Annotated in this window: 25 protein-coding genes and 1 tRNA gene; 3 read left to right on the forward strand and 23 right to left on the reverse strand. The window is 57.6% G+C overall.

Going from position 1 to position 25,358, the window contains the following annotated elements:
* Positions 1-43: 43 nt before the first annotated feature.
* From proB to ABLQ08_RS20645, 8 genes are all read right to left on the reverse strand, one after another.
* Positions 44-1,183: a glutamate 5-kinase gene (gene proB, locus ABLQ08_RS20610; protein ID WP_352945770.1), complete on the reverse strand. Its 1,140-nt coding sequence runs from the start codon at positions 1,181-1,183 to the stop codon at positions 44-46.
* Entirely contained in the window at positions 1,183-2,229 is a 1,047-nt protein-coding gene (obgE, locus tag ABLQ08_RS20615; RefSeq protein WP_352945772.1) for a GTPase ObgE, read from the reverse strand. Before obgE ends, proB begins: the two co-directional genes overlap by 1 nt.
* Before the next feature lie 43 nt (positions 2,230-2,272).
* Positions 2,273-2,818: a GNAT family N-acetyltransferase gene (locus ABLQ08_RS20620; protein WP_352945774.1), complete on the reverse strand. Its 546-nt coding sequence runs from the start codon at positions 2,816-2,818 to the stop codon at positions 2,273-2,275.
* Positions 2,815-3,360, reverse strand: a complete 546-nt coding sequence (locus ABLQ08_RS20625; RefSeq protein ID WP_352945775.1) for a GNAT family N-acetyltransferase — start codon at positions 3,358-3,360, stop codon at positions 2,815-2,817. Before ABLQ08_RS20625 ends, ABLQ08_RS20620 begins: the two co-directional genes overlap by 4 nt.
* Positions 3,357-3,926, reverse strand: a complete 570-nt coding sequence (locus ABLQ08_RS20630; protein WP_352945777.1) for a GNAT family N-acetyltransferase — start codon at positions 3,924-3,926, stop codon at positions 3,357-3,359. Before ABLQ08_RS20630 ends, ABLQ08_RS20625 begins: the two co-directional genes overlap by 4 nt.
* Positions 3,923-4,528 (reverse strand): GNAT family N-acetyltransferase, encoded by a 606-nt coding sequence (locus tag ABLQ08_RS20635; RefSeq protein WP_352945779.1) that lies wholly within the window; start codon positions 4,526-4,528, stop codon positions 3,923-3,925. The genes ABLQ08_RS20630 and ABLQ08_RS20635 overlap by 4 nt, the downstream gene beginning before the upstream one ends.
* A gap of 141 nt (positions 4,529-4,669) precedes the next feature.
* Positions 4,670-4,939, reverse strand: a complete 270-nt coding sequence (gene rpmA, locus ABLQ08_RS20640; RefSeq protein WP_352945781.1) for a 50S ribosomal protein L27 — start codon at positions 4,937-4,939, stop codon at positions 4,670-4,672.
* A 53-nt stretch (positions 4,940-4,992) separates the two neighbouring features.
* Positions 4,993-5,601, reverse strand: a complete 609-nt coding sequence (locus ABLQ08_RS20645; protein WP_352945783.1) for a 50S ribosomal protein L21 — start codon at positions 5,599-5,601, stop codon at positions 4,993-4,995.
* Between the two features lie 497 nt (positions 5,602-6,098).
* Here ABLQ08_RS20645 and ABLQ08_RS20650 point away from each other — a divergent pair.
* A tRNA-Ser gene (locus ABLQ08_RS20650) sits at positions 6,099-6,188 on the forward strand.
* Positions 6,189-6,331: 143 nt separating this feature from the next.
* Here ABLQ08_RS20650 and ABLQ08_RS20655 read toward each other — a convergent pair.
* The 8 genes from ABLQ08_RS20655 to ABLQ08_RS20690 form a co-directional block, all read right to left on the reverse strand.
* Entirely contained in the window at positions 6,332-7,084 is a 753-nt protein-coding gene (locus ABLQ08_RS20655; protein ID WP_352945785.1) for a DUF1275 family protein, read from the reverse strand.
* 94 nt (positions 7,085-7,178) lie between these two features.
* On the reverse strand, positions 7,179-8,831 hold the full coding sequence (locus tag ABLQ08_RS20660; protein ID WP_352945787.1) for a right-handed parallel beta-helix repeat-containing protein: 1,653 nt from the start codon (positions 8,829-8,831) through the stop codon (positions 7,179-7,181).
* Positions 8,832-8,971: 140 nt separating this feature from the next.
* Positions 8,972-9,697 carry an HAD family hydrolase gene (locus ABLQ08_RS20665; RefSeq protein WP_352945789.1) on the reverse strand — a complete coding sequence of 242 codons (726 nt, stop codon included), beginning with the start codon at positions 9,695-9,697 and terminating at the stop codon, positions 8,972-8,974.
* Between the two features lie 40 nt (positions 9,698-9,737).
* A complete protein-coding gene (locus tag ABLQ08_RS20670) occupies positions 9,738-10,571 on the reverse strand; it encodes an alkaline phosphatase family protein (RefSeq protein WP_352945790.1) in 834 nt (277 codons plus the stop codon).
* On the reverse strand, positions 10,571-12,220 hold the full coding sequence (locus ABLQ08_RS20675) for an ABC transporter ATP-binding protein (RefSeq protein WP_352945791.1): 1,650 nt from the start codon (positions 12,218-12,220) through the stop codon (positions 10,571-10,573). The genes ABLQ08_RS20670 and ABLQ08_RS20675 overlap by 1 nt, the downstream gene beginning before the upstream one ends.
* Positions 12,213-13,034, reverse strand: coding sequence for an ABC transporter permease (locus tag ABLQ08_RS20680; protein WP_352945793.1), 822 nt, complete (start codon positions 13,032-13,034; stop codon positions 12,213-12,215). Before ABLQ08_RS20680 ends, ABLQ08_RS20675 begins: the two co-directional genes overlap by 8 nt.
* Before the next feature lie 7 nt (positions 13,035-13,041).
* A complete protein-coding gene (locus ABLQ08_RS20685) occupies positions 13,042-14,001 on the reverse strand; it encodes an ABC transporter permease (RefSeq protein WP_352945795.1) in 960 nt (319 codons plus the stop codon).
* A gap of 12 nt (positions 14,002-14,013) precedes the next feature.
* Positions 14,014-15,600 (reverse strand): ABC transporter substrate-binding protein, encoded by a 1,587-nt coding sequence (locus ABLQ08_RS20690; RefSeq protein ID WP_352945797.1) that lies wholly within the window; start codon positions 15,598-15,600, stop codon positions 14,014-14,016.
* Positions 15,601-15,801: 201 nt separating this feature from the next.
* Between ABLQ08_RS20690 and ABLQ08_RS20695 the strand changes: the two genes are divergently transcribed.
* Positions 15,802-16,566: a DeoR/GlpR family DNA-binding transcription regulator gene (locus ABLQ08_RS20695; protein ID WP_352945799.1), complete on the forward strand. Its 765-nt coding sequence runs from the start codon at positions 15,802-15,804 to the stop codon at positions 16,564-16,566.
* A 19-nt stretch (positions 16,567-16,585) separates the two neighbouring features.
* On the opposite strand, the gene ABLQ08_RS20700 is transcribed toward ABLQ08_RS20695, so the two are convergent.
* From ABLQ08_RS20700 to ABLQ08_RS20730, 7 genes are all read right to left on the reverse strand, one after another.
* Positions 16,586-17,653: a bifunctional transcriptional activator/DNA repair enzyme AdaA gene (locus ABLQ08_RS20700; protein ID WP_352945800.1), complete on the reverse strand. Its 1,068-nt coding sequence runs from the start codon at positions 17,651-17,653 to the stop codon at positions 16,586-16,588.
* Positions 17,654-17,735: 82 nt separating this feature from the next.
* Positions 17,736-18,545 (reverse strand): 3-methyl-2-oxobutanoate hydroxymethyltransferase, encoded by an 810-nt coding sequence (panB, locus tag ABLQ08_RS20705; protein WP_352945801.1) that lies wholly within the window; start codon positions 18,543-18,545, stop codon positions 17,736-17,738.
* A 37-nt stretch (positions 18,546-18,582) separates the two neighbouring features.
* Entirely contained in the window at positions 18,583-19,434 is an 852-nt protein-coding gene (panC, locus tag ABLQ08_RS20710; protein WP_352945803.1) for a pantoate--beta-alanine ligase, read from the reverse strand.
* A gap of 102 nt (positions 19,435-19,536) precedes the next feature.
* On the reverse strand, positions 19,537-21,153 hold the full coding sequence (locus ABLQ08_RS20715; protein WP_352945805.1) for a thiamine pyrophosphate-binding protein: 1,617 nt from the start codon (positions 21,151-21,153) through the stop codon (positions 19,537-19,539).
* Positions 21,150-22,430 carry a CaiB/BaiF CoA transferase family protein gene (locus ABLQ08_RS20720; protein WP_352945807.1) on the reverse strand — a complete coding sequence of 427 codons (1,281 nt, stop codon included), beginning with the start codon at positions 22,428-22,430 and terminating at the stop codon, positions 21,150-21,152. Before ABLQ08_RS20720 ends, ABLQ08_RS20715 begins: the two co-directional genes overlap by 4 nt.
* A gap of 128 nt (positions 22,431-22,558) precedes the next feature.
* Complete coding sequence (locus tag ABLQ08_RS20725; protein ID WP_352945808.1) at positions 22,559-23,410, reverse strand: alpha/beta hydrolase family esterase; 852 nt, start codon at positions 23,408-23,410, stop codon at positions 22,559-22,561.
* Between the two features lie 140 nt (positions 23,411-23,550).
* A complete protein-coding gene (locus tag ABLQ08_RS20730) occupies positions 23,551-24,336 on the reverse strand; it encodes an ion channel (RefSeq protein ID WP_352945809.1) in 786 nt (261 codons plus the stop codon).
* Positions 24,337-24,572: 236 nt separating this feature from the next.
* Here ABLQ08_RS20730 and ABLQ08_RS20735 point away from each other — a divergent pair, with 236 nt between their 5' ends.
* Positions 24,573-25,334, forward strand: a complete 762-nt coding sequence (locus tag ABLQ08_RS20735; protein WP_352945811.1) for an SDR family oxidoreductase — start codon at positions 24,573-24,575, stop codon at positions 25,332-25,334.
* Positions 25,335-25,358: the final 24 nt, after the last annotated feature.

The following is a 25,358-nucleotide window of genomic DNA, read 5'->3' on the forward strand; positions in this document are numbered from 1 at the left end:
ACTCCTAACTAGCGGCTCCAAGAGCCAGAATTCCTGAAGCCTTTTAACGCGTTCCGTTCAAAAAGGCATCCTCGAGAACCAAATCGTCCCGGTGGATCATCTCCGCGCGGCCCGGATAGCCGACAATCGCTTCGATTTCGCGGCTGTTGCGTCCGGCGATCAGTTTGGCTTCATCGATGTCGTAGGCAATCAGACCACGACCGATCGTGCGTCCGTCCGGGTTGAGCAGAACAACCGCATCTCCTCGCGAAAACCGGCCCGATACCGACGTCACCCCGGCCGGCAGCAGGCTCTTGCCCGACTTCATCGCCTTGACGGCGCCCTCGTCCAGTCTGATTTCTCCACGGGGTTCCAGATGCCCGCCGATCCAGGCCTTGCGGGCGCTCGCAGGCGAACTGAGCGCCGGAAACCACGTTCCACGAGCACCGTCGATCAAACGGGAGAGAGGATTGAGTTCCTTGCCGGAGGTAATGACCATGGAGGTCCCGGCAGCGGTTGAGATCTTGCCTGCGTCGATCTTGGTCTTCATGCCTCCGCGGGAAAGCTCCGATCCGGCGCTGCCGGCCATAGCCTCGATTTCTGCCGTGATCCTGGGCACTTCAGGCAGGAAGACCGCGTCGGGATTTTGTGCAGGGGGTGCTGTGTAAAGCCCGTCGATATCCGACAGGAGCACGAGGCAGTCAGCGCTGGCCATGGTGGCGACGCGTGCCGCCAACCGGTCGTTGTCGCCATAACGGATTTCGGACGTTGCGACGGAATCGTTTTCGTTGATGATCGGTACCGCACCCATCTTCAGCAGCATGCCGATGGTTGCGCGCGCGTTCAGATATCGGCGGCGTTCTTCCGTGTCGCCAAGCGTCAGCAGGATCTGGCCGGCTTTCCTGCCGTGAGCGCCAAGCGCATCGGCATAGGCTTGCGCGAGCGCAATCTGACCGGCGGCGGCAGCTGCCTGACTTTCTTCTAGTTTCAGCGGACCTTTCGGCAATCCCAGAACGCCACGCCCCAGCGCAATCGACCCGGACGACACAATCAGCATTTCCGCGCCGCCATCGGCCAGTGACACCAGATCGGAGACCAGCGCGTCCAGCCAGGTTCGCTTCAACTCACCCTGCTCGACCAACAGCGCTGAACCGATCTTGATGACAATACGATTGTAACTCTTGAGACTGCGCGTTTCCGACATCAGGGATGCCACCCCTCCTGTTCGGGTGACGGCACCTGGTTGGCTGCTTCTTCCTTGTCCTTGTCGATGGCGCGCACGATCATACGCAGGGCACGGTCCACGTTGAGACCGCTCGCCGATGACAAGATCAGAGGTTTCTGGCCGCAGGCGGCCTCAAGGCTCGCTGATTTCTCTGCGATCAGCTCATCGGTCAGAGCATCGCATTTGGAAAGAGCAACAATCTCCGGCTTGTCGGTCAGACCGGCGCCGTAAGCTTCCAGTTCGCCGCGCACGACCTTGTAGGCCTCACCCGGATCTTCTACCCCAGAGCCGTCGACGAGATGCAAAAGGACGCGCGTGCGCTCCACGTGCCCAAGGAAACGATCGCCAAGACCCGTGCCTTCGTGAGCGCCCTCGATCAGGCCGGGAATATCGGCCATGGCAAAACTGTTACCGTCGATCTGCACGATGCCGAGATTTGGGTGGATGGTCGTGAACGGATAGTCCGCAATCTTGGGCTTGGCAGCCGAAACCGTGGCCAGAAATGTGGATTTGCCGGCGTTGGGCAAACCGACCAGACCGGCGTCGGCAATCAGTTTCAGGCGCAGCCAGATCCATTTTTCCTCGCCCTCAAGTCCGGGATTGGCCCGGCGCGGCGCCTGGTTGACCGAGGACTTGAAATGCGCATTGCCAAATCCGCCATTGCCACCTTTCAAGAGCAGCACACGCTGACCAAGCTCGGTCAGGTCGGCAATGAGCGTTTCATTGTCTTCTTCGAAGATCTGCGTGCCGACAGGCACTTTCAGAACAACGTCGTTGCCATGCGCTCCGGTGCGGTTCCGGCCCATCCCGTGAATGCCGGTTTCGGCTTTGAAATGCTGTTTGTAGCGGTAGTCGATCAGCGTATTGAGGCCGTCGACACACTCTACGATGACATTCCCGCCCTTGCCGCCGTCGCCGCCGTCCGGGCCTCCATATTCGATATACTTTTCACGCCGGAACGAGACGCAGCCCGCGCCGCCATTGCCGGACCGCACATAGATCTTGGCCTGATCGAGGAATTTCATTTTTCTTCTCTATTGTCCTGTTTTCAGGCCGTGATCCGCTGGATCAATGACCGTTCAAGAAGGCTTCCCGGGTTAGCTCGGTCCGGATCGCAAGTATTGTTCCGCCTCGCGACAGGCTTGCACAGCCGACCTCGGCCACCTTCTGGAAACCGAGTTTTTCCGCCACGTTGAGGGAGGCCGGATTGTCTTTCATGGCTTCGCAGGCGACACGCGTGTGGCTGGTGTTTTCGAACAGCCAGGAGATTGCCGCCTTGACCGCCTCACTCATAAAGCCCCTGCCCCAGTAAGAACGCCCTAGCCAATAGCCGATCTCTGGGGTGTCCTGCAACTTTTTGAAGGAGAAACTGCCAATCATTTCGCCATCATGGTCAATCTGTAAACCAAGATCTTCAGCGTTTTTCCAATCGTTCCATCGATCGGCAGCCCGTTGCAACTTCTGTCTTCCAGCTTCCAGGTCATAAGGATAGGGAACACGCGAGAGCATCTTGGCAACTTCATAGTCGCCAAGCAAATCTGCGCAGCACGCAAGATCCTGTACCGATGGCGGACGCAATACCAGGCGTTCGGTCTTTATTTCGACTCCACTCATTGAAGCTTTCCTCGGCAGAATTCAAAAGCTTCGCGTGTCAGCATCATCCGCGTTCCGGGAAGAACCTCTCCCCTGGATCTGATTTTCAGCCCATAGGGACCTGTTTCGCTGAACCCGAGTTTCGCCAGCACGTTAAGCGAAGCCCGGTTTTCATTAAGCGCACCGCTTACCAGTGCCGTGTCCGGCATGGATTCAAAATGCCAGGCCGCCGCCGCGCGCCCTGCTTCCGTCATGATACCGTTGCCCCAGTGATCCTTGCCGAGCCAATAGCCGAACTCCGGATCGTCACCTGAACGGCCGACCGAGACGACACCGATCAGGCCTTCACCGTTATCGATGGCAAAGGCCCGCTCGCCGTCGCCTTTGCAGACCGCGTTCTGCCCGAACCACTCCCTTACATCTTCAACAGCGTAAGGATGCGGAACGGCGGACAACATTTTAGCGACTTCGAAGTCACCGATCTGCTGCACGATGGCGTCGAAGTCTTCAGGACCAACCGGGCGCAGAAGCAACCGCCCGGTTCTCAGCTCCGGAAGGGTCATGCCAATTCTCGTCGCGCTTCGAAGTCATTTCTTTCCAGCCGAACGACGACATTGGACACCCTGCGGTCCAGAGCTTTCGCGAACCGCTCGGTCAGGCTGTAGGGTTTGAAGCCCATCTTGCGCAACAGCCCCCTCGACCTGGAATTGTCCTCGAACGCGCGAGCGGCGATCGCTTCGGCGTCATAATTGTCAAACGCCCATTCCAGGACCGCCTCGACAGCTTCGGTGGCGTAACCGTGGCCCTGGAAAGCCCGGCCGATCCAATAGCCAACCGTCGGGAGGTCCGGCAAATCTTCCAGATCGCCCGGTGCCTGGATAGCCGCAACGCCGATGAAGACGCCGCCAAGCGTGATTACGAAATCCGCCTCTGTTTCCATCGGGTTGGTACCGACGATCTTGCTGACGAAGTCCTCAGCTTCGCCTTCGACATAAGGCCAGGACGCTCCGGTCAGCCAGCGCACGATTTCAAAATCACGGCCGCCAAGATCGGCAATCGCAGCCGCGTCGTTTGCTTCCAGCGGGCGCAAAATCAGGCGCCGCGTTCTCAGTTCCGGCAAATTGGTCATCGTCCTTGCCCCCACCCTTTCAATGACTTCCAGACAGCGCGTTCCAGTGTGTAACGCTCGATCGGAACCGATCCGCCTGCACCGACAGAACGGATCATCGCCTGATCCCGAAACTGGAACCCGGACTTGATCAACACCCGGCGCGAGGCGGGGTTGGTCACCCTGCACGAGCCCTGCAGTTCTTCGATGTCGTTGTAGGTAAATGCGTGATCGACCAGCGAATGAACCGCTTCGGTCGCCAGGCCCTGTCCCCAGAAAGGCTCACCCAGCCAGTAGCCGACATGGACCGGTCCGCCCATCTCGATATTCGCATAACGTGCGACCCCGATGAGCCTGCCCGTGCTCTTCAGGCGGATTGCAAACAGCGCGGCATTGGAAGGATTCAGGTTGGCCTTGGCGATCATCGCCCGGCCGTCCTGTACGGAAAAAGGATGAGGCATGGTGGCGAGGTTCGCCGCCACTGTTTTGTTATTGGCCAGAAACACCAGGTCGGCCAAATCGTCCTTGCGCGGTTTGTCGAGCCGCACACGAACCGCTTCCTGCGGCAACGGGGCCGCAACCAAACTGCTTTCGTCTAACAATCCATCGCTTTCAACAACCATCTTTTCCTCCAGCCAAAACAAATCAAGGGAGAGATGGCGCCCCATCTCCCCCTTGGATCTTCGACTGGTCTTTGGTTGCTGACCTGTCTCGAACTGCCGGGGTCTAACGGGACGCCGGCGTTTCGAAACTTCACGTCGGCTTTACTCCGCAGCTTCCGCTACCGGGACCACATTAATGAAAGTTCGTTTGTTGGCTTTCGCCTGGAACTGAACCTTGCCTTCCACGGTCGCGAAAATGGTATGGTCTTTGCCCATGCCCACGCCGGTGCCCGGGTGCCACTGAGTGCCACGCTGACGTGCAATGATGTTGCCGGGAATCACAGCTTCCCCGCCGTATTTCTTGATGCCGAGACGGCGGCCAGCTGAGTCGCGGCCGTTGCGGGATGAACCGCCTGCCTTCTTATGTGCCATCGTTAGAACTCCTCGTTCTTCGAATTTCAGATCAGGTGTTAAAGAGCGGCGGCTTACTTGCCAGCCAGTTCCTTAGCCTGTTCAACCCAGTTTCCGCGTTCGAACTTGCCTTTCAGGCCAGCTTCTTCTTCAACGCGTGCGACGTCGTCGGCAGTCATTGCTGCGATCTGAGCGAAGGTGGTGATACCCGCTTCGTTCAGTTTTTTCACAGCAGCCGGACCGGCGCCGTCCAGTTTCTTCAGGTCATCTCCGCCTTCTGCAGCCTCTGCGGCGGCCGGAGCCTCTTCCTTGGTTTCTTCAGCCTTCGGCGCAGCCTTTTTCGGCGCTGCCTTCTTGGCCGGTTTCGCGCCACCGGTCAGGATGTCGGTCACCTTGACGAGGGTGAAAGACTGACGATGGCCATTGCGGCGGCGGGAATTCTGACGCCGGCGCTTCTTGAATACGATGATCTTGCGGCCACGGCCCTGTTCGACCACTTCCGCAACAACGCTGGCACCTTCAACGGTCGGTGCACCAACGGTGGTGTCTGTGCCGTTACCAACCACGAGCACTTCGTCAAACGTGACGGTGCTGCCGGCTTCGGCGTCGAGTTTTTCGACCTTCAGGAGGTCGTCAGCAGCAACAGTGTACTGTTTACCGCCGGTTTTGATCACTGCGAACATGTCTCGCACGTCCTTCTTTTCGTTTTTGAACCAACCAGACACCCGCAAATCAATGCCGGAATGCTGGCAGCTTTCAGGTCGAACTTAAGGCGCCTGCCCCTCCAGGTCGAACACCCGGTTGACAGGTCTTTATGTCGGGTTGCGCTTGAAGCTTGAAGCCCGCCAGGCCTTGATCGACAAAGAAATCCCGAAAAAGCGAACCTTTTCGAGCTCGCGCAATATAGTCGGAACGCGCGTGATGTCAAACGGAAATATAGGATCAGCCAGATATACCGGCATTTCGGAAACCTTGCCGGATACTCGCTCGAACTCGGCACCGCCACTTGCCAATCCGAGGCCATCACAGGGTCTACCGGAACAACAGGCAAGTCAGCCCACATACACGTTATTTAACCGCCTGACCATTCCCGTTGAAGAATGAAAATCTTTGCTTGCAGGTGACGTCCCGCTTGTCTATGTTCCGCGCCACTTGAGACCCGTTTAGTCGAAAGTGCCGCGGAGAGGTGCCGGAGTGGTCGAACGGGGCGGTCTCGAAAACCGTTGAGCGCGCAAGCGTTCCGAGGGTTCGAATCCCTCTCTCTCCGCCATTTTGCTCATCCGACACATATCATCCGGCCCGTTACTTGTTTAACGCCGAATCTTGTTCAGGTGACGGAAATTACGCTTGCCTGGTCTTCTCTTTCTGAGGCTATCCGGCGGCTCGCGGCCCTGGCGTATCGGAAAATGTGCCTCAATGCGATGCTTCCGTTGCCGCGTCGGCTTGTGTCTGCGGGACCTGGCTGAGTGCCACCGTCAGCAAAATTGCAAGCGGAACACTGAGTGCCCAGAACCCGAAAAGCTTCATGGCAATGGAGCCTGCGAAACCACCGGCTGCGAAGGCTGCCATTGTTGAGCCGGTGTTCAATGCGGCTGTACGGGCGGCGCCGGTAGAGGGGAACGTCTCCTTTCCACCAAACCAGCCATCATAAAGACCGGCAACAAGCCGGTTTGTTTTTCCGGTCATGAATGTGGTTGGCCCGTGACTACGCAGAACTTCCGTCATGATTGTGGCCTGCAAGGACATTGCCGAGGTCGCAAGACAGACAGAAATCAAGGTCTGCAGCGCCGCAGGTCCGGAAAAGGGGACAGAAAGTCCGGCAAACATCATGAACGCGGCAATCAGAGCGGCTTCGAGCACGAACAGGTTTCTGAGTGAAACGGCACCGCGTCGCTTCAGTTTGGAAATCACCGCGTACCAGACGAAACTCATGAAAAGGTACGCAGTAATCACGGTGATGTTGACCGGCAGATAAGAAGGCCTGTCCACCATGTTGACGAACAGCATGACGAAGGAACCGGTGATCACGGCCGTAAAGGTGTGAAACAGTCCGATGATGCAGATCAGCTCGACGAAACAGGCGCAAAAGGCAAGGGTTGCCGGCAAAAACCAGTGATCAGGATGAAAAACACGCGCCAGATGACCCGCCGATGAAAAGACTTTCAAACCTGCCTCCGTTCGCCGGCAGCGCGCATGCCTTTGACGCTCCCTGCCCTGCGGTCCTCATTCAAGTTTGCCGGCGCGTTCGAGGGTTTCGAAGCTAGCAGCATTTCTTGTCGCCGCCGGTTTCGGCAACGCCGTTCAAATCCGGGTGTTCCCAGTGCTCGGCAAATAGTGGGCCCGGAAGAGTGAACAGCTCGTTTCCCTGCCAGGCTCCCACCACCAACGGCGGTTTATCGTCAGCATAATTTCTCTGCTCGCTGCCGTCTGGAAGCTCGAATATCACCTGGGCAGCGTCTATCGCGTTTTTGAACCTCAATCCTTCAGGCCGCCCCATGTCTGGCTTGGCGAATTGCGGCACTTCACCGGAAGATTTCGGGCCGAGGGGGTAACCTGCCGAGCGCAATTCCAATGGGAAGGATGGGTGACCGACCATGTCATTGTCGACCGTGATGCCCAGTTCCTGCCAGGCCTTGGTAAAGCGCTTCTTTTCCAGCTTTTCAATCTCTTTCCACTCGGCCGTGCCGTCGTGGGACGTATGCCATTTCGGACCGAACGGATTGACGTCTTTGAGTTCAAACGCTTCTGCGTCCTCGTTGTAACCAACGGCATTGTTGAGATGATGGAAGTTGGCGATGCGCTTTTTCTTGAAGATCGGATTGCGAACGTACCAGCTGTTGTGAACGACATAGTGCGGTCCGACAGCCTCGTGTCGGGTGCCCAGCTTGAAAAGCCGACCGGTATTCGCTTCACCGTCCTCAGGCCCCGGACGCTCGCGGCTCCAGCCCAGATTGCCGTATATGTAGAAGAAACCGGAACGCGGCGGCTCAAGGGAAAAAGCGGCGTAGCAATCCACAAACCTGTTGTGCCTGACCGTCCAGTTGAATGCGTAGTTTTCAGGCTCGACGGCATTGTCTCGAATGCGAACGAACCAGTTGTCGCTGATCAGGACGTTTTTCGAATATCTGTCCTGAATTTCCTTTGGCGACTGGTTGAAGAAATGAATGCCGTTGAACGCGTCCATGATGCAATTGTTGCGCAGGATGACGTAACCGGCGATCGTCCAGGCTCTGAAGAAATCCCCGTCATAAGCCCTTGCATCTTCAGGCTCGACATACCTCCCGGTCACACTGTGGTCGGCATGAATTCGGTTCCAGTGCGTCTGCCGCCATAGGCAGCAGCATGCATCGTCCGTCACGTCCTTCAAGTAACCATTGTCCCTGATGAAGCGGACCTGGGCATCGCCGTGACAACTGGTGTCCTGGATCCAGTCACAATTCTCAATCAGCAAATGACGGGTGTCTTCACCTGTTGCACCGATCGCAAACGTACCGCCGCGAAAGTGCACGCCGCGGATTGTGATGTGCTGGCAATTTTCGATATAGATGGCCGTCGGCCAGCAGTTTTCGAAGGTCAGATCTTCCAGCACGATCCATTGACAGTCCCGCAAGATCAGCTGGGCATTGTCCGCCATGAAATAGATGCCCGGAAAGTTTCCGGCAGCTTCATGAGCTCTGGAAAGATCGTTCGCGCGGCGATTGAACTCGTCGAAATCTACCTGTGTTTTGAAGATCGTCGGAGAGCGCTTGGCCATGTTCGGTTTTTTGGCTTCCGGGGGCAATCCCCGAACGACGACCGGCTTGTCCCTTGAACCGCTGATCCCGGAAATGACGACCGGATCGGTAATGCACTCTTCACCGAGTTGCAGCAAAGACCCCGGCTTCAGTTTTCTGACCGCACAATGAATATCCACACGAAGCCCCCCGAACTGAGTGTCAGGGGCTCATCCTACAACCAAAAACTGCTGAAGCGCTACGGGCATCTGCCCGCTTGCGTGTCTCATTTGCGCGGAAGTATCAGGGGTGTTTGCCGGACGCCATCGACAGCTTCCGGCTACTTCACATCTCTGCTGGCAAGGTAGCCAGGCAGGCTGCCGATGGACGGCAGGATAACGTCCGCGTGGCCGGTCAACTGTTCTTCCGTTGCAGGTCCCGTCAGTACTGCAACACTCAATCCGACATCTGCGTTCCGGGCGCAATCCATGTCGTGAGTGCTGTCGCCTACAAAGATGATCTCGTGCGGCTCAATATCCATGCGTTCGCAGAAACCGTGAACCATTCCGGCCTCGGGTTTGCGCCCGAAACCGCTGTCGGAACCGCAGACAAAGTCGAACAAAGTCATTGCCGACGCTTCCTGAAGCTGGGTCACGGCACCGGCTTCGTAGTCGTTGGTGGCAACGCCCAGCTTCAGACCGAGGTCCCTGAGATCGGTCATCACACCGGACAAGTCGCAGGTCGGGAACACCGGCAGACTGGCGTAGACCTCATGGTTCAGGCTGACGATTTCCTCCAGGCTCCGGTCCGGAAGCAACCCCGACCAGGCTTCATTCACCTCGTCCGCGCTGGCATTCACGATCAACGACCCGGTCTTGAAGGTCCGGCTGGCCCTGTCATAGCCACACACTTCCGCGAGCCGGTCTTTCAACGGCTCGTCATCTCCGGCGAGCGTATCAAACATCAGATCGCAAAAATGACCCCAGGTTTCATTGAAATTGAAAAGAGTTCCGTCCTTGTCGAACAGGACAGCCTTAAATCCGTTAGTCGAATGCGCTGTTTTCATTATCGATCCAGACCTTCCGCATAATGCGGCCCTTGTTCCGTTACAGAAATGGTTCGTCCGTCATGGTTTGCGGAATCGGAACTCCCAACCGGTTCAAGATGGTCGGAGCCAACTGCGTTTGCCGCAGCAGTGTATCCGCATCCGGCCCTGCTGCATCACCAAAATAGTACAGTGCAAAATCCTGCTGTTCCTCGCCTCGCCCGCCATGGTGCCCCCGGTCATTCTGGCCATGGTCGGCGGTCACGATGACTTCATACCCGGCGGAGCGCCAGCGCGAGATGTAGGGCGCGAGTGTCTCGTCCATATGCGCGCAGGCGTGATCCATTTCCTCGCAAGCATGCTTGAAGCGATGCCCCATGCTGTCGAGAGTGCAGGTGTGCAGGATGCCGTAGTCCAGACCGAACCGCTGACTCAGCATCGTAAGCGTGGCGAACAGATCCGCGTCGGAAGGCGTCATCTGGTTGGCGTGACCGTAGCCGGCCATCGTGTGAAAACGCCCGTGGTTGATCGAAGCACTGTCAGGCTCGTCATATTCGATGTCACGGACAGGGTCGAAGGGCGCACGATTGAAGAACTCCGACCAGAAGGAATGCGTCACCGCGCCGGTCTTGCCACCTGATTTGCGTACTTCGGAGAAAATGTCGGGCACCGATAGCCGGAACACATTGGCATTGCCCGTCGATCCATGAACGGCAGGTGTGACACCGGTATGGATCGATGCGTAGCAGGACGCCGAAATGGAAGGCAGAACGGAACGCATTCGCCAGACCCTGGCTTCACCGCTGTCGACCCAGCCTTCCAGATTGCCGAAGAGGGATCGCCAGTTGCGCCAGGGCACACCGTCAAGAATGATCAGAAGAAGCCGCGTGTCCATCAGTTGCCTGCACTGTCCATTTTACGGGTTGAAATAACGTCTTCGAGCCAGCCCAGCTTCATTTCCGGGACGGACGAAAGCAGAAGATCGGTGTAGTCGTCGAACGGCGGCTCGAGAACTTTTGACTTAGGACCGTAGCGAACCACGTTGCCCTGGTACATGACAGCTATCGTGTCTGCGATTGCACGAACCGTTGCCAGGTCATGAGTGATGAAGAGATAACTGACGTGCTCGATCTCCTGAAGGTTCAGGAGGAGTTTCAGGATCCCGTCGGCCACCAGAGGATCAAGGGCGCTGGTGACTTCGTCACAAATGATCAACCGGGGTTTCGCGGCCAGGGCGCGCGCGATGCAGACCCTTTGCTTCTGTCCCCCGGAGAGTTCCGCCGGGTAGCGCTTCAGGAAGCTCTCGCCAAGTTCGATCTCGTCAAGAAGTTCGATAACGCGCGCGCGCTTTTCGGCCCCTTGCATACCGAAATAGAACTCCAGAGGCCTGCCGATAATGGTTTCGATGGTCTGGCGCGGGTTCATCGCCACATCGGCCATCTGATAAATCATCTGCAGTTCGCGCAGCTGTTCCTTGCTGCGCTCCTCCAACGCCGCCGGCAAGGTTTCACCATTGAAGGAGACCGAGCCCTGGCGAAGCGGCAAGAGCCCTGTCATGACACGTGCCAACGTCGACTTTCCGGATCCTGATTCCCCAACGACCGCGAGGGTCTGGGAGGGATGTATTTCCAGCGTGACATCCTTGACCACGTCGAAATTCAGTCCCCGGTAGCGAGCCGATACATTGTTCAGCTTGAGCACGGGTTCGCCTTTGGCAGGCGTTTCGTCGTGAATGGTCGAGCGGATCGACACCAGCGCCCTGGTGTAATCCTTCTGCGGATTGTTGATGATCTGGTCCGTTGTTCCATATTCGACCATCCGTCCGTGCTGAAGCACCATGATGTGGTCGGAAACCTGCGCAACAACGGCAAGATCGTGCGTGATGTAAATGGCGCCGACACCGGTGTCCTGAATCGCTTCCTTGATCGACGCCAGCACATCGATCTGTGTGGTCACGTCCAGAGCCGTTGTCGGCTCATCGAAGATCACCAGGTCCGGCTCCGGGCAAAGGGCCATGGCCGTCATCGCACGCTGCAGCTGGCCTCCGGAGACTTGGTGCGGATAGCGCTTGCCGAAGTTTTCGGGATCGGGCAGACCGAGTTTCCTGAAGAGCGTGACCGCCCGTTCCTCTGCCTCCTTGCGTGAGCACAGCTTGTGACTCAGGCAGGATTCAACCACCTGATCCATCAGCCTTTTGGACGGATTGAAACCGGCAGCCGCCGACTGGGACACGTAGGTCACCTGGCGGCCACGCAGATCCCGAAGCTCACCCACGCTGTTCTTCAGGATATCGATGCCGTTGATGAAGATCTCACCACCGGTAATCCGGATGCCACCCCGGCCATAGGCCAGCGTGGACAGACCAATGGTGGATTTTCCGGCGCCCGATTCTCCGATCAGGCCCAGCACCTTGCCCTTTTCCAGATTGAGATCGACACCATGGACGATTTCGACATCCTTCGGTTTTTCACCCGGGGTGAAGACTGTCGCACCGATTTTCAGGCCACGTATCTCAACAAGGTTGTGTGCCACCGCCTCACGCATTGCGGCCTCCCTTCAGGCTTGTGGTCCTGTTGAGCACCCAGTCGGCGACGAGGTTGACCGAGATCGCAAGCGTCGCGATCGCAACGGCCGGGGCCAACGCTGCCGGAATGCCGTAGACCAGACCTTCCTTGTTTTCCTTAACGATAGCGCCCCAGTCGGTATCGGGCGGCAACACGCCAAGTCCGAGGAATGACAGAGTGGAGATGAACAGAACCATGAAGATGAAACGCAGGCCCAGTTCGGCGACCAGGGGCGACAGGGCGTTGGGCAGGATTTCCCGCAAGACGATCCAGCTGGTGCCCTCGCCGCGCAGACGTGCTGCTTCGACATAGTCCATGACGTTGATATCGACCGCGACTGCACGCGCGAGACGATAGACACGCGTGGTGTCGAGAAGCCCCATCAGGACAATGAGGATGAGGATGGATGTCGGCACGACCGACAGGACGACCAGCGCAAAAATCAGCGTCGGTATCGTCATGATCAGGTCGATGAAGCGGGACAGCGCCATGTCGACCCAACCACCAAGAACCACAGCGCTGAGCGCCAGCAAGGTTCCGAGAGTGAAGGAAAGCACGGTTGCCGCGGAGGCGATGAATATCGTTGTCCTTGCTCCGTAGATCATACGCGTCAGCAGATCCCTGCCGATATTGTCCGTGCCAAGCCAATGCTTGGCCGACATAGGCTCCCAGACATCGCCGACAACTTCCCCGATCCCGTAGGGTGCAATGAGCGGGGCGAAGACAGCCAGACAGAAGAAGAAAGCCATCATGGTCAGCCCGATGAGGGCGCTCACTGGAATTCGCATCGTCATGAGGGCCTCACTTGGGATGTCTCAGGCGGGGATTGGCAACAATGCCGATAATGTCTGCCGCCATGTTGAGAAGAATGTAGACACTCGCAAAAATCAGTCCGGCTGCCTGCACCACCGGAATGTCACGCTTTGCAACGTGATCGACGAGGTATTGCCCCATGCCGGGATAGACGAAGATCACTTCCACGACAACGACCCCCACGACCAGGTAAGCCAGATTGAGCATCACCACGTTGACGATCGGCGCAATGGAGTTCGGCAACGCATGCCGCGTGATCACCGCAAAGCGGGACAACCCCTTGAGTTCGGCGGTTTCGATATAGGGCGATTCCATCACATTGAGGATCGCGGCCCGCGTCATGCGCATCATGTGGGCGAGCACCACGAAGGTCAGAACGATGACCGGCAGGGCAATCGACTGAAGCTTCTGCATCAGGCTCATGGAATCGTTGATCATGGAAACCGACGGCACCCAGCGCAGTTTCACCGCAACGAAGAACATGAAGATGTAACCGATGACGAACTCAGGAACCGAAATGGTTGCAAGCGACATCGCGGAAATAAGCCGGTCCGGCCAGCGATTGCGGAACCGGACTGCAATGAGACCGAGAAGGATCGCCAGGGGAACGGATATGACGGCCGCCCACAAGGCCAGGAACAGCGTGTTGCCCAGACGCTTTGATATGGAGGCCCCAATGTCCGCACCATTGGTGAGCGCGTTGCCGAAGTCGCCCTGCACGGCTCCGAAAAGCCATTTCAGATAGCGGGACACGGCCGGTTCGTTGAGCCCCATTTCCTCGCGCAGGTTCGCAATGGCTTCTGGAGTCGCCGCTTGTCCAAGCACGGCTTGCGCGACATCACCCGGCAGGATCTGGGTTCCCGCAAAGATGAGGACCGACGACGCCAGAAGGAGCAGGACACCCAGCGCCAAGCGCTGGATGACCAACAGGATCAGGTGCGCAGGCACGTTCGATCCGCCTTATTCGAACCAGGTCTTGACGGCGATGAAGCCGTTCATCATGTCGCCTTCGGGGTTGGTAACCCATCCGTCGACATTGGTGGCCATGCCATCGATATACTGGTTGAACATCGGATTGATCAGGCCGCCTTCCTCGCGAACGAGACGGGCCATCTTGCCGTAGGTTTCCTGGCGTTTTTCAGGATCCAGCTCGGCACGGGCCTCAAGAAGCATCGCGTCGAACTCGGCATTCTTGAACCGCGTGTCGTTCCAGTCGGCAGTGGAGAGATATCCAACGGACCACATCTGGTCCTGCACCGGACGACCACCCCAATAAGATGCCGCAAACGGCTTCTTGTTCCAGACTTCCGACCAGTACCCATCAGCCGGTTCCGGCTTCAGTTGAAGCGGAATGCCTGCCGCGTTCGCGCTCTGCTGGAACAGCTGTGCCGCATCCAGGGCACCGGCGAAGGCCGCGTCTGAAACGTGCAGGATGATCGGAGAACCGTCGTGACCCGACTTCTCGTAGTATTCCTTCGCCTTTTCGAGGTCGAAAGTCCGCTGCGGAACCGTGTTGTCGAACAACGGGTAAGCCTCGTTGATCGGCGTGTCGTTGCCCACCTTGCCGTAGCCCGCGAGAACCTTGTCGACCAGTTCCTCACGGTTGACGGCGTGCTTCAAGGCCATGCGAAGGTCCTTGTTGTCGAACGGCGGCGTGTCGACATGCATCACGAAAATATAGTGGCCTTTGCCCGAGGTGGTCTCGATCTTGACCGCCGGGTTGCGGGCCATGAGCTTCGCGGTTTTGGGCGATACCAGATTGATGGCATGGACGATACCGGACTGCAGCGCGTTTGCCCGCGCGGTGTCGTCATTGATCACGATGATCTCGACGCTGTCATAGTGACCGCGGCTATCGTCCCAGTAATCTTCGAATCTCTCGAATTTGTAGCGCAGGCCCGGCTCGTCCGCCGTCACCTTGTAGGGCCCGGTCGCGATTCCCGCGCCCGGATCGTCCAGGCCGCCATTCGGCTGGATGACGAGGTGGTAGTCCGACATGAGGAAGGGAAGGTCGGCATTCGGCGTCGACAGGTGAACCGTGAAGGTGTCGCCATTGACTTCCATGGATTCAATGCCGCGCATGATGCCGAGAGCACCGGACTTGGTGTTCTCATCCGAGTGGCGCTGCATGGTTTTCAGCACATCTTCGGCGGTCATCTCCTGACCGTTGTGGAACTTTACGCCCTTGCGGATCTGGAAATCCCAGGACTTACCGCCATCGCGCGGCGAAAAGCTTTCGGCCAGACGGGCGATCACTTCGCCGTCCGGGCTTACTTCGGTGAGCGTTTCACCATAGGTGCGCAGCGCTTTTGCGGTCACGTGGCTGGTCGACAGTGCAGGATCGAGCGAGTTCGTGCTCTCACCGCCCTTCAGGCCCATGACGAAGTCGCCACCCTTTTTCGCCTCGGCGGCAAAGCCGGAATCAACGGCGGAAAACCCGGCCACTGCGGCAAACATGGCCAGAGCACTCGCACGAGCCAGAACATTTCGACGGCTAAGTTTCTTGCTGGTGAACTTCCAAACGTATTTATGCAGCTTGTCAGACATCTATTCCTCCCAAATGCCACGAAAGATCGGTCAGCTGTTATCTTCGTGACAATGTATGTTAGTTTAATGACATTCTGTTGTAAACTTTCTTACAAAAATTGTGTTTTCTGAATTGTTTTGTAACTTATCGGACAAATATGGCACGTGGACATATGTGGTGGATGCTGCTTTAAATATTTGCCGGAAAAGGGGAAATGCAGAATGACTGCTTCGGGAAAGCAACAGCGGCAATCCAGACTTTTGGAGATTCTCAAGTCGTCCGGGTATGAGCGGATTGAGGATCTTTCTCAAAAATTGTCAGTTTCCGAACAAACCATTCGCCGGGACATCAACCTGCTGGACGTGGAGGGCCGCTTGCGCCGGACTCATGGCGGCGCGGCATATGTCGGCGCGCTGAACAGCGAAGATTATCTGTTGCGACGGCAGGAATCAGCGGATGTGAAACAACGCATTGGCTACAAGGTTGCTTCGCTTGTGGAAGACGGCGCGTCTGTTTTCATCGACGCGGGCACGACCTGCGAGGCCGTTGCAAGCGCGCTCAATCAAAGGCGCGACCTGAAGATCGTCACCTATTCCCTCGCAGCAGCCATGCTCCTGAAAGACCGCCGGGATTTTACGGTTGCAATTCCCGGAGGCTTCGTCCGCCATGTCGATGCATCGGTGTTCGGCGAACCGACCTCGGACTTCATCAGCCGGTTTCGCTTTGATATTTCAATCATATCGGTGAGCGGCATCGAACCGGACGGAGAAATGAGCGACGACGATCACTGGGAAGTATCGAACGTTGAAAGCGCCATGAAACGTTCCCGCAAAACGCTTTTGGCCGTCGATTCATCGAAGTATCAGAAAGGCGGCATGGTCACCCTGGGCAACATCACATCGATGGATGTCATGGTGAGCGACGCCCTTCCCGAGGAACCGCTTCGTCAGCTCGTTCTCGACAATCTTGAGTTTCATCAGGCCTGAGGAATATTCCCAAACTTCATCATGCCGAGCGCGACTGACAGCCATAACTCTGCTCGAGCTCGATCAGCCGCTGTTTACGCCACAGCCCGCCGCCATATCCGGTCAACGAACCATCGGCTCCGAGCACGCGGTGACAGGGAACCACAATCGCAATCTGATTCGCACCATTGGCTCTTGCGACCGCACGAACGGCTTCTGGCTTGCCGAGCGTTCTTGCAAGGTCCGAATAGCTGCGTGTTTCACCGGCCGGGATCTTCAAAAGCTCGCGCCAGACATCGCGCGTGAAGGCGGACCCGTGAAGTGCCAGCCTGGTTTCGAAAACACCGTTGCGCCCAGCAAAAAAGTGATCCAGCTCCTCCTGGATCTGGTCCGTGACCTCTGTCCGACCGAACCCTATCCGGCCCTTGGAAAAGGCCAGCAATTTCTTGAACTCGGCAGGCAGGGCCTTGCGGTCAAGAAATTCAAGAAGATGAAGCTGAGTGCTATCGGTCACCGCGATCAGCGGTCCCAGAGGCGACGACACCCAGTCGGCCACCAACAGCGGGTCCTGCGAAAACGACCCGGGAGCCTGACCGAGGATCTTTGCGAATGCCTCCCGGAATGCACTTGGCGATTCAAATCCTGCCGTGATCTGCGCATCAATCACCTTGCCGCCTCCGGCCAGGGTCGAAAAGCCTTCCTGCAAGCGCCGTTGCCGCGCCATTTCCAGAAATGTCATGCCGAAGTGACGTTTGAACGCACGGCGAACGGTGGACGGATCAAGCCCCATGCGAACAAGATCCGGTTCGCCCCAGCGATATCCCGGTCGTTTTTCAAGCGCCTCGATCAACGACTTCACCACCGGATCAGCGCTTGCTTCGGGTGTGGTTGGTTTGCAGCGCATGCATGGACGGAAACCTGCTTCGATACACTCACCAACCGTGTCGTAGAACGTGCAGTTTTCCCGCTTCGGCTTTCGCGCCGGACAGGTCAGTCGACAGAAAATTCCGGTGGAGGACACACCCACGAAGACGCGCCCGTCGTAAGACGGATCGCGTGCCATCAGCGCTTCATAGAGCGTGTCGAAACTTGGTCGGATCATCAGCATGACCTGAGGCTAGTCAGTTTTCGGCATGTGTGCAGTCGAAAATCGGGCGTTTATTTCCAAAGACTGCCCCCAAAGCGGACACTCAACGATAAACCTGTGCCTCGGTCGGGAAACTTCGATCCTTGACCTCATCCGAGTAGGTTTTGACGGCCGCCTCGATCTGGCCACCGAGGTTGCCGTAAACCTTGACGAATTTCGGCGGTGTCGGGTTGAGACCGAGCATGTCTTCCAGAACAAGAATCTGGCCATCACATTCGGCCGATGCACCGATGCCAATGGTCGGGACCGGAATCTCTTTCGTGATCTGAGCAGCCAGCGGCTCGACCATGCCTTCCAGAACAACGGCGAAGGCCCCTGCCTCGGTCACGGCTGTCGCATCCTCGAAATGCTGGTCCCAATCGTCCTCATGCCGCCCTTGCGTCTTGAACCCACCCATCACGTGAACGGATTGCGGGGTGAGGCCGATATGGGCCATGACCGGGATGCCACGCTCGGTGAGAAAACGAATAGTCTCCGCCATGCGGACACCGCCTTCAAGCTTTACCGCACCGCACTGGGTTTCCTTCATCACGCGTGCTGCGTTGCGAAAGGCTTCCGATGGGCTTTCCTCGTAGGTACCAAAAGGCATATCGACAACGACCAGCGCCCGTTGCGTGCCACGCACCACCGCCTTGCCGTGCATGATCATCAGATCAAGCGAAACGCCGACGGTGGATTCCATGCCATGCATGACCATGCCGAGGCTGTCGCCGACCAGAATGAAGTCTGCATATTTGTCGACAATCGCTGCCGTGTGCGCGTGATAGGAAGTCAGCGAAACAATCGGGTCACCGCCTTTGCGATTGGCGATCTGCGGCGTGGTGATACGGCGGACAGGTTTCTGAGAGCTCATGCGGCGTCCTTTCAAAGGGGCTTGAAGCTGAGAAGGGTTAGCTGGCAGGCGCAACCACGCGCTGGTCGATCAGCAATACGTCGCCAAAGCGGACGGCCAGTAAAATTACCGCCGGACGGTCCAACGTCCCGGACAGTTCTGACAGTGTCGCGGCATCGCGGATGTCGACGCTCCTGACCTCGGCGGAGGCAGCTGTCGCAAGCGTTTCGCGGACAAGCGCTTCGAGATCGGCGATTGCCGGGCCTGTTCCTGCCAGCTCGCCGGCCAGATCCAGTGACCGGTTCAGGATAACCGCGTCGGCCCTGTGATCCTCGGAAAGCCTCACATTTCGGGATGACATGGCGAGACCATCGGCTTCGCGCACCGTGGGGTGACCGATGATTTCCAGCGGCATGTCCAGATCCCGCACCATCTGCCTGATCAGGGTGAGCTGCTGATAGTCCTTCTCGCCGAACACCGCCAGATCAGGTGTGACGATGTTGAAGAGCTTGGTGACCACGGTCGAGACACCGCGGAAGTGCCCGGGGCGCAAGGCGCCCTGCAATATCCCCGAAAGACCGGGAACCTCGACATGGGCATCTCCACCCGCACCGTACATTTCGTCGACAGGAGGCATGAACACCGCATGCACGCCTTCGGCTTTCAAGAGCGCCAGATCGCGCTCCTCGTCTCGCGGGTAAGTCTCCAGATCTTCGTTCGGTCCGAATTGCGTCGGATTGACAAAGATGCTTGTAACAACTCTATCGGCCTTTTCGTGAGCGAGGCGGACGAGCCCCAAATGGCCTTCATGCAGATATCCCATGGTGGGCACCAGACCAATGCTGACGCCCTCGCGCTTCCAGCTGCGCACGGTTTCCCGCATCTCCGCCTTGGTTCGGCAGATTATCATTCCTGTCCCTCCCAGGCCTTCGGTTCCCGCCCAAGGCCAAAATTTCTTCGCAGGTGCAGCATAAGCACACATGCGGGGAAGGTCCAGTCATCCAATAGCCGACTAAAAGGTTCCGTCGTAAGCACGCCGCGATATCCGGCAGGCAAGCAGTGTGAAGCCATCCCGCTTCAAGGCCTCTTCCGCTTCCCTTGCAAGTTCCTCGGTGTTTTCGATCCAGACCCCGTGACCGCCATAGGCCTTTGCTACTGCCGGAAAATCGGTCTCGCCGAAATCAACTCCGACATTCGGCCGTTGGCTGCCACGCTGTTTGAGTTCGATGAGGGCGAGGCTGGTATCAACGAGCACACAGATGATGACCGGGATTTTCAGGTCCCTCAGGGTGGACAGCTCGCCGAGGCACATTTCCAGACCGGCATCGCCGACAAATGCGATGACAGGCGACGGACCATCGACCAGCCTGTGTCCCATGGCCAGCGGAACCGCGCAGCCCATGGTGCAAAGCGCGGACGACTGCAGCATCTGGCGAGGCATGGGGCACCGCCAGACCTGAGACACGAGGATGCGGTGCGCGCCGCTGTCGGCCGTCGCCACTGTGTCCGCCGGCATGATCTCGCGCAGCGTATGAAACACCGTTCCCGGTCCCCAGCCAGAGGCCTCCGGCTGAAAGGCGTCTTCCAGTTCCTGCCTGATCCTCGCAGGTTCTTTCTCCGGCCAGGTAATCTTGGCCGGATCCCTTGCCTCGCTCAGCCGGTCAAGCACCGGCGCGACTGCACTGCGCAGCGTTGCCGTTACACTATGCATGCCATGGGTTCGAAGGACCGGCGTGACATCGATAACCGAGGCATCCGCGTGCCAGGGATTGCGCCAGTTGACGCGCATTTCGATCGGATCATAGCCAAGCAGAAGAATGCAGTCGGACTGGTTGATCAGCGGCAACAGGTGTCCGTCTGCCTTGGGAGACAGACCTGCGCCTCCCATGGCCAGAGAGTTGTTCTCGTCGAGCAGGCCCTTACCCTTGTAACTGGTGACAAGAGGTATCTGGAACTTCTCGCAGAATTCGGTGATCACAGCCGAAGCGTTTTCATTGACCGCATCGACGCCGGCAATTGCAATCGGCCGCTCTGCTGCGGCAAACAATTCCAGCGCCGTTTCGAGGTCCTGCCCGGCAGCCGGCGCCGTCGCAACGGGTGCAGACTGGAAGGTCTTCGACCAGCGTTCTTCTGTTTCCGTTTCCGCAACATTGATCGGCACGTCGATGTGAACTGGACCGGGCTGCCCGTCGAGTGCGATCGCCAGCGCCTTTTCCATCATCACGTCCAGCGCGCCGAGGCGAGCGGAAAAACTTGCCTTCACGATCGGGCGCAGCAATTGCTGATGGTCGAAAACCTGATGTGTATAGCTCTCCGCTTCACCATGATCGACACAGCCTGTCAGAAAGATCAGCGGCACCCGGTCCTGCCAGGCATTGGCAACCACATTGACGGCGTTTGCCGCGCCCGGTCCGAGCGTTGCCAGCAGAATGCCCGGCGCGCCATCGGCATGCCAACCACCTTCCGCCATGAAACCACCGGCATTTTCATGCTTCACCAGCACAAAATTCAATCCGGCCTGATCAAGCGCCTGCATCAGCGCCAGAACCTCTCCCCCGGGAATCCCGAAAGCATGGCGGCAGCCCGCAGCATGGAGTTTGCCTGCGATGATATCGGCACCGGTGGTCATGAGTCTGAGTTTCCTTCGTTACGGGCATCAGCGCCCAGGTCCACGATGCCCTTTTCGGCCAGATCAGCAAGGGCCGATGCATCCAACCCGAGATGGCGTGTCAGAACATCTTCCGTGTCCGCCCCAAGCAGCGGTGGCGCCTTGGCGTAAGTGACGGGTGTTTTTTCCAGATTGATCGGCGACCCGATCAGATCGACCGTGTCACTCAAGGGATGCGGCAGCGTGATGCGCATGTTGCGTTCAACGATCTGAGGATCGGAAAACACCTGACCGAGATCGTTGACGGGACCACAGGGAACGCCCGCCTCTTCCAGACGCCTTATCCATTCCGCAGCCGTTTTTTCGATCGTTAAACGACGGATCAGTGGGATCAGCTGCTTACGGTTTCTGACCCGGTCGGCATTTTTCGCAAAGAGCGGATCCGAGGCCAGCTCCGGCGCCCCGGCCACATCGCAGAACTTCTGGAACTGGCTGTCGTTGCCAACTGCAATGATGAAAGACTGGTCGGCGGCCGGGAATGTCTCGTAAGGAACGATGGTCGGGTGACCGTTTCCGAGGCGACCCGGAACCTCTCCCGAGACGAGATAGGCAACACCCTGGTTGATCAACCAGGAGACCTGCGCGTCCAGAAGCGAAATGTCGATATGCTGACCTTCGCCGGTTTCATGACGGTGATTGAGTGCGGCAAGGATCGACACGGCCGCGTACATTCCGCACATGACATCGGCAATCCCGACACCACATTTCGTTTCTGTGCCACCCTCGTCGTCCGGAAATCCTGTCAGGGACATGATGCCGCCCATGCCCTGGATGAGAAAGTCGTAACCCGCCCGATGGGAATAAGGCCCTGTCTGGCCGAACCCGGTAACCGAGCAATAGATCAGCCTGGGATTGAGAGCCTTGAGCGTTTCGTAATCCAGACCTCGGCGTTTCAGGTCGCCGACCTTGAAGTTCTCGACGAGAATGTCGGCCTTCACGGCAAGCTCCCGGATCATCTTCTGACCTTCTTCGCTCGCCAGATCAATCGCGACGGAAGCCTTGTTGCGGTTGGAGGAAAGATAGTAGGCGCTTTCCTGGGTCTCGTTTCCGTCACCATCCTTCAGAAAGGGCGGTCCCCAGCCACGCGTGTCATCCCCACGTCCGGGCCGTTCGATCTTGATGACCTCGGCACCAAGATCTCCGAGGATTTGCGTACAGGTAGGACCGGCCAGAATGCGCGACAGATCAAGGACTACAAGACCGGCAAGAGAACCGGGTGCGGCGGGGGATTGGGACACGGGCCACCTAAGATCATGAACTCACGAATGCTTTTCGGAAAATGGCCACATAGCCCCCGTCTCGTCAACTCCGCGGAGTGAACGAGCAGGACACCACGCCTCACTTTCCTGTTAAAGTAGAGTGAGTTTCAGCTCTTTTCGTTCCAGCCTTTTATGGAACCCAGTTCGCGCCAGGCACGCTTGATCCAGTTTGCCTGGACGCTGTGACCACCATCGTGAAGGCAAAGCTCAAACAGCCCTCCCTCCGGCGTCCAGCGTTCACATTCCAGATTGCCATCCGTCAGCTTCTGAGGCTTGGCGTCGGTCAAGCCGTTCTGGCGACGCCAGACGTCAAAACTTTCAAAGACGTCTCCCTGCTTCCACTGCCCGCCACCAAGCCAGCGGCCGGCCAGGGGAACGACGGTGTCGCTGGTCCCGTGGACGTGAAACAGATAGGGGTTCTCGGTCGGACAGTTTTCCGGCAGCGGTTCCCAGAATGCGCCGGCGATCGGTGCATAGCCGGAAAAGCGTCCGGAATCTTCGCATGCCAGATACCAGGTCATAAAGCCACCGGACGAAAACCCGGACAACATGGTGCGATCCTTATCGACGTTGAAACGGCTGGCCAGATCGTCCAGCACTTCGTCAAAAAACTCCGACTCGTTGCGCAGGCTGCGCGGTGCGGTCGGAAAGGACCAGGTTCCGTTCACGCCCTGAACCGCAACAAACGCTACTCCCAACTCATCCGCAATGCGCTGAAAGCCCTTGTTCCGGATTGCATTCAGCGCTTTGCCGCGATGGCCATGAAGATAGAGAATTGCTCCGAGCGGCCCATCATCCTGCCGGGTTTCAGGCAGATGAATATAGTACTGCCCGCTCTCGATCTCGCAAGGCATTTCCTCGCCGCAACTTGCTTTCCCCTCAGCCAAGGCGGCCGTGGAGGAAAAGAGAGAAGCAATGAGGGAGGCACAGGCCAGGGGTCTGGAAATCTTTGAAGGCAATACCGGCTCCTGTGACACGATCTGCAGCGGTCAACCATGAAGGACAAATACTGCCGCAAAGATTGGATTGAAGACCGGAATTGTCCAGCCCTGCGTGTTCACAAGTCAGCGAGAGCCCAGCGCACAGACCACCCGCACCATCAGTCCCAGACGCCTTCGGTCGGAATGTTGAGCAAACGCCCACAATGCTTGCAATGGACCGCGTCAGTGTCATGACGGCTCAATCCGCAGTCCGGGCAGGAGACCTGCGCCTTGGCAGGACGGAAAATCGTCTGCACCAGCCGGAGAAACAGGGCCACGCCGAAGATCATGATCAGGACAGTCATGAACCGGCCCACGCTGTCGGTCATGGTGATGTCGCCATAACCGGTCGTTGTCAGCGTGGTGACGGTGAAATAGAGCGCGTCGAGATAGGTGTTGATGTTCTCGTTGCGATCATCCTCCACCACGAAAACGATCGCCGTCACGACAAAGATGAAAACCACCAGGTTGAGGGCGGATTGCAGTATTTCCTCGTTGCGCCGAAACCATCCGGACGCCTCGCGCAGCTCCTTCAACAGATGATAAGAACGCATCAGACGCAGCATCCTGACAACCCGAAGGAAGCCGAAGTTTTCCAGGAAAGCCGGTGCTATCAGGGAAACAATGACCACGACATCCGCGAACGAAGTGAAATTGAAGAGATAGCGGGTCGTGCTCATCGAAGCGATCAGACGAGCCAGGTAGTCCAATGTCAGAACCGCAGCAATGGCATAATCGAGCTCATGATGCACCCGGTTCGGGTCCAGCACCGACGAGACGATGAAATAGCCAATCGTGATCAGGTCGAATGTAAGCAGAACATACCGGAAGGCACGGGCTTTGGTCGAATGACCGAAATAGAGTTGACGGAAAAATGTCTGCAAAGCCGGTTTCTCGACCGCCATAAATAAAGCCCCGTGCCCGTTTAGCTCGTTCCGCCGGCCACCCGACTAGAAGAGCATAGAAATGTCAATCCGTCAGACAGCCACACAACTCTTCTTTTCAAGCATTCGTGTAATTGCCGCACGATAATCCTGCAAACAAGCTGTTTATTCTGTGTGCGTCTCACACTAAATTCGCCCGACGATCAACAAGGGCCGAAGCGAATATGGACCCTGGCCTGAATGAATGGGGACGCTAGATGTTTGATTTGTCGGGGCAAGTTGCCCTGGTTACCGGCGCAAGCCGAGGAATTGGCGAGGCCGGTGCACGCAGTCTTGCCAAATATGGCGCCACAGTCGTGCTGGCGGCACGCTCCAATGAACACGTTGAGCGCATTGCCGCGGAAATCATGGAAGACGGCGGAACGGCCACGGCCATCAACTGCGATGTTGCGAACTACAAAGACCTCGAAAGAGCCGTTGAATTGTGCATCGACTTCCACGAAGGCATCGACATTCTGGTGAACAATGCCGGGGTCATCGAACCTATCAGCCGGATTGAATCCTCCGACCCGGAGGCCTGGGGAAGGGTTATCGATATCAATGTGAAGGGTGTTTACCACGGCATTCGCGCCGTCGCACCGCACATGCTGGAAAAGGGCTCCGGCACTATCGTCAATATCAGCTCCGGTGCCGCGGTCGGCGCCCTGGAGGGCTGGAGCCAGTATTGTTCGTCGAAAGCGGCCGCTCTCTCCCTGACCCGATGCGCAGACAAGGAGTTCGGCGAAAAGGGATTGCGCGTGATCGGTCTCAGCCCCGGCACCGTCGCAACGCAGATGCAGGTCGACATCAAGGCTTCCGGCATCAATCCGGTCAGCCAGCTCGATCCTTCGGTTCACATTCCGGCTGAATGGGTCGGCGAAGCCATTTCCTGGCTGTGCACCGATGCGGGTGACACCTACCGCGGCATCGATTGCTCGCTGCGAGACGAAGATGTCCGCAAGGCTGTCGGGTTGATTTAATTACAGCTCGACAAACAGAAATGG

The sequence above is a fragment of the Roseibium sp. SCP14 genome (genome assembly GCF_040329475.1).
In the GTDB taxonomy this organism is placed as follows: Bacteria; Pseudomonadota; Alphaproteobacteria; order Rhizobiales; family Stappiaceae; genus Roseibium.